The organism is Occallatibacter riparius, assembly GCF_025264625.1.
GTDB classification, from domain to species: Bacteria; Acidobacteriota; Terriglobia; order Terriglobales; family Acidobacteriaceae; genus Telmatobacter; species Telmatobacter riparius.
In genome coordinates, this window is record NZ_CP093313.1 from 4,396,505 (window position 1) to 4,409,049 (window position 12,545).

General features: G+C 62.1%; 10 protein-coding genes. 5 read left to right on the plus strand and 5 right to left on the minus strand.

Annotation, left to right across the window (positions count from 1 at the left end):
- Window positions 1-21 precede the first annotated feature (21 nt).
- From MOP44_RS17815 to mutS, 4 genes are all read right to left on the minus strand, one after another.
- Entirely contained in the window at window positions 22-1,272 is a 1,251-nt protein-coding gene (locus tag MOP44_RS17815; RefSeq protein WP_260791599.1) for a DUF5666 domain-containing protein, read from the minus strand.
- 261 nt (window positions 1,273-1,533) lie between these two features.
- The gene (locus tag MOP44_RS17820; protein WP_260791600.1) at window positions 1,534-2,706 is read right to left on the minus strand and encodes an anhydro-N-acetylmuramic acid kinase; all 1,173 of its coding nucleotides are present in this window, start codon (window positions 2,704-2,706) and stop codon (window positions 1,534-1,536) included.
- Complete coding sequence (gene nagZ / locus MOP44_RS17825) at window positions 2,703-3,845, minus strand: beta-N-acetylhexosaminidase (RefSeq protein WP_260791601.1); 1,143 nt, start codon at window positions 3,843-3,845, stop codon at window positions 2,703-2,705. Before nagZ ends, MOP44_RS17820 begins: the two co-directional genes overlap by 4 nt.
- A gap of 4 nt (window positions 3,846-3,849) precedes the next feature.
- Window positions 3,850-6,477, minus strand: coding sequence for a DNA mismatch repair protein MutS (gene mutS, locus MOP44_RS17830; protein ID WP_260796673.1), 2,628 nt, complete (start codon window positions 6,475-6,477; stop codon window positions 3,850-3,852).
- A gap of 266 nt (window positions 6,478-6,743) precedes the next feature.
- Here mutS and MOP44_RS17835 point away from each other — a divergent pair, with 266 nt between their 5' ends.
- Both MOP44_RS17835 and MOP44_RS17840 read left to right on the plus strand, forming a co-directional pair.
- Window positions 6,744-7,241 (plus strand): hypothetical protein, encoded by a 498-nt coding sequence (locus MOP44_RS17835; protein ID WP_260791602.1) that lies wholly within the window; start codon window positions 6,744-6,746, stop codon window positions 7,239-7,241.
- Window positions 7,242-7,414: 173 nt separating this feature from the next.
- Window positions 7,415-7,987 (plus strand): hypothetical protein, encoded by a 573-nt coding sequence (locus MOP44_RS17840; RefSeq protein WP_260791603.1) that lies wholly within the window; start codon window positions 7,415-7,417, stop codon window positions 7,985-7,987.
- Window positions 7,988-8,025: 38 nt separating this feature from the next.
- On the opposite strand, the gene MOP44_RS17845 is transcribed toward MOP44_RS17840, so the two are convergent.
- Window positions 8,026-9,225 (minus strand): SGNH/GDSL hydrolase family protein, encoded by a 1,200-nt coding sequence (locus tag MOP44_RS17845; protein WP_260791604.1) that lies wholly within the window; start codon window positions 9,223-9,225, stop codon window positions 8,026-8,028.
- A 189-nt stretch (window positions 9,226-9,414) separates the two neighbouring features.
- Between MOP44_RS17845 and MOP44_RS17850 the strand changes: the two genes are divergently transcribed.
- From MOP44_RS17850 to hemC, 3 genes are read left to right on the plus strand one after another with little or no spacing between them, the layout of a single operon-like run.
- Window positions 9,415-10,251 carry a cytochrome C assembly family protein gene (locus tag MOP44_RS17850; protein WP_260791605.1) on the plus strand — a complete coding sequence of 279 codons (837 nt, stop codon included), beginning with the start codon at window positions 9,415-9,417 and terminating at the stop codon, window positions 10,249-10,251.
- On the plus strand, window positions 10,248-11,606 hold the full coding sequence (gene hemA, locus MOP44_RS17855) for a glutamyl-tRNA reductase (RefSeq protein WP_260791606.1): 1,359 nt from the start codon (window positions 10,248-10,250) through the stop codon (window positions 11,604-11,606). The genes MOP44_RS17850 and hemA overlap by 4 nt, the downstream gene beginning before the upstream one ends.
- Window positions 11,603-12,544, plus strand: coding sequence for a hydroxymethylbilane synthase (gene hemC / locus MOP44_RS17860; protein WP_260791607.1), 942 nt, complete (start codon window positions 11,603-11,605; stop codon window positions 12,542-12,544). The genes hemA and hemC overlap by 4 nt, the downstream gene beginning before the upstream one ends.
- Window position 12,545 lies beyond the last annotated feature (1 nt).

The following is a 12,545-nucleotide window of genomic DNA, read 5'->3' on the forward strand; positions in this document are numbered from 1 at the left end:
TCGTTCGTCACACTGGACGGATTACTGCGGGCCCGCTGCGGCTTCGGCGCCACCGCCACCTCCGACGCTCCAGTTGGAGAGGAGGTTCCTCGCCTCCGGTGCTGTCAAAAGCGGTTCGACTCCAGCCAGGACTGTGATGGCGTTGACGTCAGATGAGCCGTTCGTGCTTACGACCATCACGGCTTCGCCTTTTTGCAGATCAGTGATCTTGATCGCCGGAGCCATGCTGAGCATGTGCTGCGGATCGCCCGCCCCCGCTGCACCCTGGCCACCAGGTCCGCCACCCCAGCGTGCACCTTGTCCGCCCGGGCCTGTTGTTGGAGGTGCGCCGCCAGCTTGTCCGCCTGCGGGAGGCGTGCTGTTGGGCGCTCCCGGCGCCGCGCCGCGCGATCCGCCTGCAGCCATACCCGCGCCACCGCCCTGCCAGGCTCCGGCTCCTGCGCCGCCCGTACCCTTCAGGTGAGCAGCCAGCGCCTGCGCCGCGCGGTCGGGAATGCGCCTCATCTGCGCGTCGGCAGGAATGTGAATCGTGACCGTCTTCTTTGTGGCAAGGTCCTTCACCACGAGCGACGACGCGTTGGGATCGAGGGACGAGATGGTGCCGGCGATGTTACGGAAGGTGCCGGAGACGACCGCGTCCGCGGCAATTTCAGTGCCGTCGGCATTCTTGCTGCCGCGGGCGCGTAGTTGGTCGCCGGTCTGAATCGCGCTGAGCGGCGCAGGCTTGGCATCAGCAAAACGAATCGAGTCGGGCGGGTAGCGCAGCAGTTGGGTGGAACCGGTCGTCTTAACGGTTACGGTCTTGGCGGTTGGTCCAGCGCCTGATGTGACGGTGATGGATCCGCTGCTGAGATCGACCGATTTGACGAGGCCGGCCACACCGCGCTGCCAGGCGTCATTGTCCTTCTGATGAACCTGCGCCACGTCCGCCTGTTTCATGGCGACGAGCAGGGAAGCTGTGGGCGAGGATGCGCCCGCATCGAGCTTGATGAGAACGCGATCACCCACTGCTACATCGGTGAGCTGGATCGCGGGCGCGGCGTTCAGGTCCTTTTCGCCCGGCGCCAAGCGCTTCAGCGTGGCTGTGTCAGGCACTGCCACCTGCTGTTGCTCACCCGAGTCTGTCTTCACCGTCAAAGTGGTGCCGTTGATCGCAGTGACGGTGCCGACCAGCCGCGAAGCCTGTGCGTGCAAACCTGCTGGCACGCTTATGAATACTGTCAGCGCCGCCATGAGCGCCAAAACCTTCGTGAACGCAATTCGAATCTTCATCGTGTGCGTGTAGACCTCGCCGGGTCAATGTCCCGGTCCTTGGCTGAATCGAGCTTCATTGGGGTAGACGAGACACGGGTCCAAAAGGTTGAACCCTGCGCGAATTGTCTTTGGAGTCAACAGTTTCGACCGTAGCTGCGCCGCCTGGAGAGAACCTTAACGACGAGTGCGAGAAGCGGAGCACGTGGGCTGAAGAGCTAGCTACCCCGCCACTTTCAGAGCGATTTCCTGATACCAAATCTGTCCGAGGATTAAGCCCGATCAGGCATAAGTCACCTGGCCCAGCACCACTGCACGTTTTGCGCCGGTTGCAGCCGGGACATTGCCGGGCAGACGATGCCAGGTCATCCATGCGAGCAGGGCGAATGCCGCAGCCTCTTTCGCTTCGGCGGGCATTCCGAACCCTTCGCTGGTTGCCAACTCACAGCCAAGCGATTCCAGGCGTGAAGAAAGCATCGCCATCAGCGTCGCATTGCGTGCGCCACCGCCGGAGACGATGTAATCGATCGGTCCGCCTTGCATTTTGGCGCGTATGAATCGTGCATAGCTGCGCGAAATCGATTCCGCCGTCAAAGCCGTTGCTGTCGCCAGAGCATCCTCCGGCCGCTTGCTCAACCTGCGGCACGCCTTCAGAAAGCGATCAGCAAATTCACGCCCGAACTGCTCGCGACCGGCCGTGCGCGGTGGCTTTAAGGCGAAGTATGGATCGCGCAACTCTGCTTCGACGACATCGGCCAGCACCATTCCGCGCGCGGCGATCGCGCCGTTGCGGTCGAAGTTCCTGTCGAAGAGTTTCACAGCAAGGGCATCGATGATCATGTTGCCGGGCCCGGTGTCGAACGCCACCGCATCAGCCGCGCCTGCGCCGGCGGGAATCGCCGTAAGATTAGCAATGCCGCCGATGTTCTGGAGCACCCGTCCCCGCTTCGCATTGGCGAACATCACGTAATCGAGCAGAGGCACGAGCGGCGCGCCCTGTCCCCCGGCAACCATATCGGCCGGCCGGAAGTTCGATGCCACCGGCACCCCAAGTTGCTGCGCGATCACAGCGGCCTCGCCCGCCTGCCACGTGCACGCGAACCTCTGTCCTGCGTACATAGCCGTAGTCGCACGGTGATAAAGCGTCTGTCCGTGACAGCCGATGAGGTCCACGCTTGCCTTGTGCTTCTCAACGGTCTTCCTCACGGCGTGTGCGTATTCGAGCCCCAGGCGCCAATTCAACTGAGCGAGTTCCGCGGTTGAGGTTCGAGCCGCGTTCATGGCCTCCAGCACAGCCTTGCGCAGCACGGGCGGGTAGGGAAATCCCTCATGTGCAACCAGCGCGAGCTTTGGCCTGGCGCCCCTGCTGGGCTCAATGCGGATAATAGCGACATCAACGCCATCGGCGGACGTTCCGCTCATCACGCCCGCCACGGTCATCGCGGCCGGCTTCATACGTGTTCCGCCGGAGAGGTCAGCCGCGGCGTAACCGAGTCGCTCTCGCTCAGCTTCGTCACCTTTTCGCGGAAGAGATTCACGCGCTCGCGCAGCGCATCGAACTGCTTCGCCGTGAGGCCCTTCGGGACACCTTTGAACAGCTTCGCGCGCTTGCGCTCTACTTCGGTTGCGCGCTGCAACAGCAGTTTGTGGAATGCTGTCGATTTCTCGGCTTCAGCGATCAGCGCTTCGAAGGTGCGCAGGATCAATTCGACACTGTGACAGATTTCGAGAAGATCCGAACCCACGCGCACCGCCGCGACGGCAGCTTCCTCAATGGGCATGAACTTCAAAATGCCGCCCATCTCCAGGTCGTCGGTGAGGATCAGGCCTCGATAGCCGATTTGCTTACGCAGCACTGTCTCTATCCAGAACCGAGTCGCGCTGGCTGGAACATTCGCGCTTTTGGTCTTCGGATACGCAGCATGATTGGTCATGATCATCGGCATCAGTTTGTGGAGTTCGCGATAGGGAACGAGATCTTGACTCCAGATTTCCTTGAAGGTGCGGCCGATCTCTGGCGTGACGAAGTGCGTGTCTCCAGCGGCGCTGCCGAGTCCAGGAAAGTGCTTCCCGCACCCTGCCACGCCCTCGGATGCGAGACCAGCGAGAAACTCCCGCGTGAACGCGACAACATCAGCCGGTCCCGCGGCGGGAGCGCGGGTGCCCATCACTTCCGTCGAGACGGGCAATGCGAGATCAACGACTGGCGCAAGCGTCGTGTTAAAGCCGAATGCCTTGACTGCGCGGGCAATCAACTCGCCATGTTCGCGCGCCAGCGAGCGGCGCTTCTTGCCGAGCTTTGCGTCGGCTCGTGCCACTGCCTGCGCGGAGGGCATCGGCGCAAGAGCATCGCGAAAGCGGTTCACAGTGCCGCCTTCCACATCCACAAAGCGAGCGCTGTGCAAGGCGCTGAGCCCCGTCGCTTCATCGATGAGCGCTCGCGTCTGTTCAGGGTCAGAAATGTTGCGCCTGAACAACACCACGCCTGCCGGTCGCACCAGGCGCAGCCACGCGCGCTCCAGACCCGTGAGTTCCGTTCCGCCAAGTCCCACAACCAGCAGGCTTCCCGCCGCTCTGCGCAGATTCTTTTCCATATCCTTATTCTCGGCTGTCCTTAAGTTCCTGCTGCAACTCTTCCAGCAGGTTCAACGCCTGCAGCGGCGTAAGCGAGTTGACCTCCAGGGTCTCGATACGATCAACGATGCGCTGCGACAGCGGCGTGAAGATGGTCAGTTGCATTGGCTCTGGATCGGTCTCTACCTGCACGCTCTGCCTCTCCTGCTTCTCGTGCTGCTTCAGGATGCGACGCGCGCGTTCAATGACAGCCGGAGGCAGCCCGGCCAGCTTTGCGACTTCAATGCCGTAGCTCTTGCTGGCCGGGCCGGGCTCAATGGTATGCAGGAAGACGATGCCGCTCGCAGCTTCTTTGACGCCAACACGCAGATTGCGGACCTTCGTAAGCTTTTCCGCGAGCATGGTGAGTTCGTGGTAATGCGTCGCGAACAGGGTGCGCGCACCTGTCTCTGCGTGCAGATATTCCACGGTGGCCCACGCCAGGCTCAGGCCGTCGAACGTAGCTGTCCCGCGGCCCATCTCATCAAGAAGGATCAGCGAGCGCCGCGAGGCAGTGTTCAGGATGGTTGCCGTCTCGGTCATCTCAACCATGAAGGTCGACCTGCCGCGTGCGACGTTATCGCTGGCCCCGATGCGGGTGTAGATGCGATCGGCCAATCCGAGGCGCAGACTGTCGGCCGGAACAAAGCTTCCCATCTGCGCCATCAGCACTAACATGGCGGCGGTGCGCAGATAAGTGCTCTTGCCTCCCATGTTGGGGCCAGTTATCAGAAGAAGACTCGGCCCGTCTCCGCCGGCGCTGAGAAAGATGTCGTTTGCGATGAAGCGTCCTTCGCGCGTCTCCTCCATCCACTGCTCAATAACTGGATGGCGAGCGGCCACAGCCTCAAGCACCGGCTCATCCGACAACTTCGGGCGCGCATAGCGGCGCCCTGCGGCAAGATGCGCGAAACAAGCCAGCAGATCGGCCTCAGCGACCGCGGCAGACGAGCGCCTGATGCGGGTCGCCGCATCCAGTACGAACCGGCGCAGGTCCGCAAAGATTCGCTTTTCAATTTCTATGGATCGATCGTGCGCCGTGAGGATCTTGGTCTCGTATTCCTTGAGTTCAGGCGTGGTGAACCGCTCGGCGTTTACGAGGGTCTGCTTGCGTTCGTAATCCGCTGGCGCGAGCGCCAGGTTGGACTTCGTTATCTCGATGTAATACCCGAACACGGAGTTATAGCGGACCTTCAGCGAACCTATCCCGGTTCGTTGCCGCTCTCGATCTTCAATGGCGGCAATCGACTGCTTTCCGGTCGTCGAGATACTGCGCAGGTCATCCAACTCGCTGTCGATGCCTGCAGCGATGGCGCCGCCATCGGCCATCGTCAGAGGCGGCTCCGCCACCAGCGTGGTTGCGATTCTCGCGGTTACGCCTTCGAGGGTGTCTAGTCGTTTCGCGATCTCACTCCAGAGGGGAGCCTCCATCGTCTCGATAGCCGCGCGCACTCCGGGCAATCTGGCGAGACTCGCTCCGAGCGCGCGAACATCGCGAGGTCCCGCGGAATCGAGCGACAAGCGCGCAAGCAGCCGTTCGAGGTCCATAAGGCCTTCGAAGGCGCGGCGCAATTCCTCGCGACGCAACAGGTCGCCGGCGGCTTCGCCCACGGCCTCGTAGCGCGCCTCAATCGCCATGGCATCTACAAGCGGCCGGAGAATGGTTGCGCGCAGCATGCGCTTGCCCATTGGGGTGCAGCAGGCATCGAGCGTGCGGAAGAGCGTGGCGCGATCGTCCTGACCCTGGAAGAGCGGCTCGATTAGTTCCAGGTTGCGGACTGTGACCTGATCCAGTTCCAAAGCGGTTAAGTGTTCCTGGAAACGCAGCGAATCGATGTGAAGCGCTTCGTTCTTCTGCGTGGCGCGAACGTAGTGCAGCACCGCGCCTGCGGCAATGGCGGCCGCATCGTGGCCCACTAGCCCGAAGCCTTCGAGCGAGCGCACCTTCAATTGGCGCTCAACCAGCGGCACCGCAAAATCATGCGTCCACACCCAGTCATCGACGCGAGTCTTCGTTGCTATTCGTTCAAGTCCGACGGGCGGTTCAGCGCTTGTCGGCAGAAGCACTTCACTCGCTCCCGCCATGAGGATCGCGTCGACTGCCTGCGCCTTCGCGTTCGGGCCGGTGAATTCCGCGGTGCGGAACTCGCCCGTGGACACGTCGAGAAGCGCAATCCCGCAGACCACGGGAGCAGGGCTTGCGGCGCGTCCATTCTTCGCAGCGGATTCCTTGCCGTCGCGGGCTGTTTCAAAGTACGCGCCGAGAAAGTTGTTCTGCTCCTGACCCAGGGCACTGTCAAGCGCCGTCCCGGGCGAGAGCACCTTGATGACCTCGCGGCGGACGATCTTCTTCGTGAGCTTGGGGTCCTCCATCTGCTCGCAGATGGCAATGCGGAACCCGCGCCGCAGCAGTCGCGTCAGGTAGCTCTCAACCGAGTGGTAGGGCACCCCGCACATCGGCACCTGCCGCTCGCGGTCGCGGGCGGTCAGGGTCAGCTGCAACTCGCGGCTGGCAACAACGGCATCATCGTAGAACAGCTCGTAGAAGTCGCCCATGCGGAAGAAAAGCAGCGCATCGGGGTTCTCGCGCTTGGCCGCCGTCCATTGCCGCATGAACGGCGTGAGCTCCGCGGTCTTCGGCGGCACCTCGGCCGCCGGCGCTTCGCTCTCTGGTTCCGGGGAAGTCAGCACAGGAACCTCGGGTTGGACCTCATCCCTGATCACGTTGTTTCCAGATTATCGCGAGGCTTGCGGGCGGGGCGGTTGAATCCAGTGCCGCCTGTGGACAACCTGTCCCGAACTTTTTCGCCGTGCGCGCGATACAATTGCCGCGATTCAACCACATCTTGTTTCTGGCTTCGCATCCGGAGAAACCATCTATGAGATTCCGCCTCGGCCGGTACGTGATCATCCTCACGCTCATCGTCTTAACTGCCGGCTCCTGGGCCAAAGGGCCCAAGCCAGTCACCGGGAAGCAGTTCGATTCGGCCGCCCAGGCCGCGCTGGCAGCGATGAAGAGGCGCGCCGCTGAGCTCAACATCCAGGGCGTCGCCGTGGTCTCGTTCGCACCGGGCGACACCATCCAGGCATGGTCCTCAGAGATGGCCGTTGTAGGCCACATGACCGACCATACCAATGGAGACAAGGGCAACAACCTGCTGGCCATCGCGTATGCGAAGGCATCGGAGATGGCTAATACCCTGAAGGATAGCGGCACCTCGGGCCACACTCCCATGACCGGCGAATTCGGATGGCAGGGTGGCGTGATGGAACAGACCGCCAGAGGTTACATCATTGTCGCGTTCAGCGGCGGCAAGTCTGAAGATGATGTCCAGGTCTCGAAGGCCGGCCTGGCCGTCTTGAAGGCTCGTCTTTGAGGTGGCTGAACAGGCGTCCAAAGTGCTTGACTCATCCGTTTTCAGTACGCGATATTGTCGGAAAACTAGACTCTAGGTGACTCCCAATCCACGTATCGAAAGGATTTGAACAACTACATATGTTCTCGGCTAAAGCTCGGATTCGCATACCTCGCCCCATCAGTAGGCTCGCGGTGACAGCTGCGGCAGGTTGTCTGGTTCTCACGGCTCCGCGCCTGATCAGCCAGGGAGCGCAAGGTCAGAAACTACAGCAGGGAGTCGACCAGATCAAACAGATCCTGTCTAAGGATGGACTCTACACGCGCACCACCAAGTCCGGAGACCAGTACAAATCCGTCATGGAGCGGAAATTCGAAGTGACATCTGCGAATGGATGCCAGATGGTCGTTACATCGAACATCCACGTTCATACAGAGATGCCAGCCCAGAATAAGGTGACCGACCGCAGCTCCGCCGAGGTTTATCATCCGGATTTCTCGGCGTTCAACCCAACCAGTGTGATCGTCGAGGATCCGCAGCCGCCCCAGCCCACCTGGGAGACTACCGGGTATTTGGTTCGAATCGCAATCGAGGCCGGCAAGCCGCCCATGAAGGCATCGACCCGGATTCAGCAGACGAATGAGGAGCATGATCTTCCGCCGCTGCCCACTCTTGCCGTCTACGTCAAAACGCGGGAGCAAGCTGATCGCCTGGCCAAGGCATTCGCACAGGTGGCCACTGCCTGCCGCGCCAATCCTGCGCCCTAATTCTGGCTCGGGCCCGGCCTGACCGGGCCCGAATCTCCCTAACGGAACAGCTTCAGATCGATCCCTTCGCCCATGGCCTTATATCCGGCGTCATTGGGGTGAAGGTGGTCACCTGAGTCGTACAGCGGATTGAACCTGTTTGGATTCTGCGGATCGCGCGTAATTTGGTCGAAGTCAATGACCCCGTCGAAAGTCCCGCTGGTCCGAATCCACTGATTCACGGCCTCCCGAATCTGCTCGCCCTTATCCGTCGAGTATCCGGCCCCGCCATAGGGGGTCAGGGTTGCCCCGTAGACTTTCAATCCGTGCAGATGAGCGGCATCGACAATCTGTTTCAGGCCGAACTCCATCGTCTCCGCGGTGATCTCATCCTCCGGCCCCGACAAGCGCTGGAGCCGCCCAATGTCGTTGATCCCTTCCAGAACAACCAGGTACTTCGCCCCATTCTGCGCCAGTACATCCCGATCGAACCGCGAAATCGCCGATGGCCCGAATCCCTCGTTCAACACGCGATTCCCGCCAATGCCTTCGTTGAGCACCGAAACGTGCTCCATCCCGCGCTCCTGGTTGAGGCGCCCTGCCAGCACGTCGGGCCAGCGGCGATTGGCATTCGCCGTTGACAGCGCCCCGTCCGTGATCGAGTCTCCGAGCATCACAATGGCCTTCGACCCTTCTGTCGCCGGAACATCGACGCCGCTTATGAAGTACCACGAGGTCAGCTTGGTGGGCGAGGGAAGTGTTGCCGCACCAGACACATTACCCTGGGCGATCCAGCCATCCTGGTCCGCGAACCCGTGAAAAGTCTCCGCACGCATGGTCTGTGCCGGGACGTAGAAGCTGATCGCCAGATCCGACAACGGAGCGGCTTCCATCGCCACCGGGTCCGAGTAGATCGCCGCGCCCGGCGCAATCCTCACGCTGGTAGCGCCTCCGAATGTCACGGGATGATCCGTGCCGTCCTTGACAGCCCCGCCCCCCGCGCTCACTGCCACATGGGCATCGCGCAGGGTCAGCGGATCGGGGCTGAACTCATTGGTGAACCGTACCCGCACCTGGGCGCCGCCAGCCGAGATATGAACGATCTCCCGCACCGTTGTGCCGCTGAACACTTTCATGCTCCAGCCTTCGGTCACGCCCATGGGCGAGGTGGCCCACGTCCCCACCCAATGTGTCTGTCCCTGAGCCACGGCAGTCGTAGTCAAAGCGGCCAAAACCAAGCCGCACAAGCGATTCAGCATCTGTTGTCCCTCCGTAAATCGAAGAAGAATTGAATTCTCCGACCGATCACCAGCATAACGGGCGACCTGCGACACTCGCCGCCACCTGTTGCGCCGGAACCCCAGCCTCGACCAAATGAATGACATCGCGGCTAAGGTGATTTGGATCACAGGTATACTGGAGAGTTACGGCTTAACGTAAACAACAGAATGGTTTTGCTTTGGCTAAGAGTGGCGGCGATTCTCTACGCGGGAGCGAGTATCGCCATCTTCCCCGCCGTCCTCCACAACCGGGAGCGCTGGAAGAGCGTCGCCGTCCACCTGGGTGGGCTGGCATTCTTCTTCCACTTCGTTTCGGTTGTCGAGATGCTCGCGCTGGCGCATCGCTGGGTGCCGGCTGGGGTGCGCGAAACCGAGTCGCTCCTGGGGCTTGTGGTCGCAGGCCTGTTCTTCCTGATGTGGTGGCTCTATAAGGCCATGTCGCTGGGCATATTCGCCCTGCCAGTCACATTCTTCATCGTCTTCGTTCCCGCGCTCGGCGTCGAAAAGTACGTCTTCCCGTCCTACGGCGTACGGATGAGCTGGCTCGTCGCCCATGTTGTCGCGCTGATGGCGGCCTACGCGGCGCTCGGCTTCAGCATCGTGGCCTCCGGCATGTACCTGCTGCAGGAGCGGCGCATCAAGTCCAAGGTCAAGCCGGGATCGACCAACGGCCAGACCTCGGTGGAGTGGCTGCCCCCGCTCGACACGCTTGAGCGCATCGCGCACGCCACCCTCCTCTTCGGATTTCCCTGCATGACGGTCGGGCTGGTGATTGGCTCCGTTCTCGTGCAGGAGACCGATCTCGGCGCGGCCTACTTCCGCGATCCCAAGATCCTGGCCTCGTTCATCATGTGGGCTTCCTACGTGCTGCTGCTGTTCTGGCGCAGCCGTGCTGGGCTCCGCGGCCGCAAAGCCGCTTATCTCTCCGGCGCCGTCTTTCTGGTCATGCTGGCCGTTTGGGCGGCCAACCAGTTCAGCCAGGTGCACAGGTTCGGTGCGCCATGAGCTATACCGTCCTGGGAGTGAACCACAAAACGGCCCCCATCGAATTGCGCGAGCGTATTGCCATCAGCCGCGATGAACTGCCCGAGGTCACCCGCGCATTGGCCGCGACACCCGGCGTATCCGAGTGCATGATTGTCTCCACCTGCAACCGCGTGGAACTGATCACAGCCACCGATTCGTCCGAAGTCGACCTCTCGGCATTCCTCTGCAACCAGTTCGGTCTCGACCCTGCACTGCTCTCCGGCCACATCTACCAGCATCGCGATCAGCAGGCCGTCCGTCACCTCTTCCGGGTCGCTTCCAGCCTCGACTCCATGGTCGTCGGCGAGTCGCAGATCCTCGGACAGGTCAAGGAAGCCTTCGCTACTGCGCGGGCCGCAGGCACCGTGGGTTCTGAGCTGGACCACCTTCTCCAGAGCGCCTTCTCAGCGGCCAAGAAAGTTCGTTCAGAAACCGAAATCGGCTCAAACTCTGTATCGATCGCATCGGTCGCGGTTGAGCTGGCACGAAAGATCTTCGGCTCGCTTCAGGGCCGCACGGTGTTTCTGGTCGGCGCCGGAAAAATGAGCGAGCTGGCAGCGCGGCACCTGGTCCAGCAGGGCGCCGGGACGATCCTTGTGACCAACCGCACCATGGAACGCGCGCAGCGGATGGCCGAGCCGTTCAACGGCCAGGTCATTCCGTTCGAAAAACTCTACGACTACGCCGCCGAAGCCGACATCATCATCACCTCGACCGGCGCGCCGCACCACATCTTCCGCCGCGAGCATGGCCAGGCGTTCCTGCACAAACGTCGCAACCGGCCCATGTTCTTCATCGACATCGCCGTACCGCGTGACGTCGACCCGGCGATGAACAAGGTCGAAGGCCTGTTCGTCTACGACATCGACGACCTGCAGCAGGTGGCCGCCGCGCACATTGCTGAGCGCAAGAGCATTGCCGCTGGGGCCGAGGTGCTGGTCGAGGGCGAGGTCGAGCGCTTCCACCAGCGTCGCCGCACCGTCAATGTTGCCCCTGTGATCGTCGCCCTGCAGCGCCAGGCCGAAGAACTGCGGCAGGCAGAGATACGCCGCATTCAATCGCGCCTGGGCTCGCTCACCGCGGAGCAGGCGGCCGCTGTCGAAGCCCTCACGCGTGGCCTGATGAACAAGTTCCTTCATCCGCCCATGCAGGCGTTGAAGCAGGCGGCTCGCGAAAACGATGCGGTTCGGCTTGATGCGCTCTGCGAGACCTATTCGCTGCCGAACAGCCAAGCCGGCCCTGAAGCCGTCGCCGCTCCGGCAGAGCAGTCCAACCGAACTTCCCCGGACGCCCCCGCGCCGGAAAGACAAACCAGCGTGGCAGGTCGCCGATGAACTTACGCATAGGAAGCCGTGGCTCCCAGCTTGCCCTGTGGCAGGCCAACCATATCAAGGTTCTGCTCGAAGGCCAGGGGCATACCGTCGAGATCGAAATTATCAAGACCACCGGCGACCGCCTGCAGGAAGTAACCTTCGCGCAGGTGGGCTCGAAGGGGATGTTCACCAAGGAGATTGAAGAAGCCCTCGCCGAAGGCCGCGTTGATCTCGCCGTGCACTCGCTCAAGGACTTGCCGACGGAGCTGCCGGAGCCCTTCGCACTGGCCGCCACCCCACCGCGCGTCGATCCGCGCGATGTTCTGGTCTCGGCGAAGTACGATAACCTCGCCGCCCTTCCGCAGGGAGCCGTAGTAGGCACCAGCAGTCAGCGCCGCCGCGCCCAATTGAAAGCCCTGCGCCCTGACATCGAAGCCGTCGAGTTTCGCGGCAACGTCGATACGCGTTTGCGCAAGCTGGGCGAGGGCCAGGTGGATGCCATCCTGCTCGCCGCGGCCGGGCTTGACCGCCTAGAAAAGACGGATTGGGTACGCGAGCGCCTCGAGCCGAGTGACTTCTGTCCCGCCGCCGGGCAGGGATCCCTAGGCATCGAAACCCGCAAGGACGACGAGTCCACCATCGCCGCGCTGGCCTTTCTAAACGATCCTCACACGCGCTTTGCCGTGACCGCCGAACGTGCCGCGCTGGCTGCACTCGGTGGAGGCTGTCAGGTTCCCATCGGAATCCACTGCCGCATGATGCAGGCAGGCGATGTGTGGGAGATCTTCGGCGTCGTCGCCAATCCGGACACGGGCCAGACGATCCGCGTCCATAAAACGGCAGTCGCCTGGGGCACAAATCCGCAGGACTTCGGCCGCCTCGCTGCCGAAATGTTGTTTGAAGCAGGGGCCCGCGAGTTGCTGACGAATGCGGCGCCCGTTCCCGGCGCGGCCGACTGAC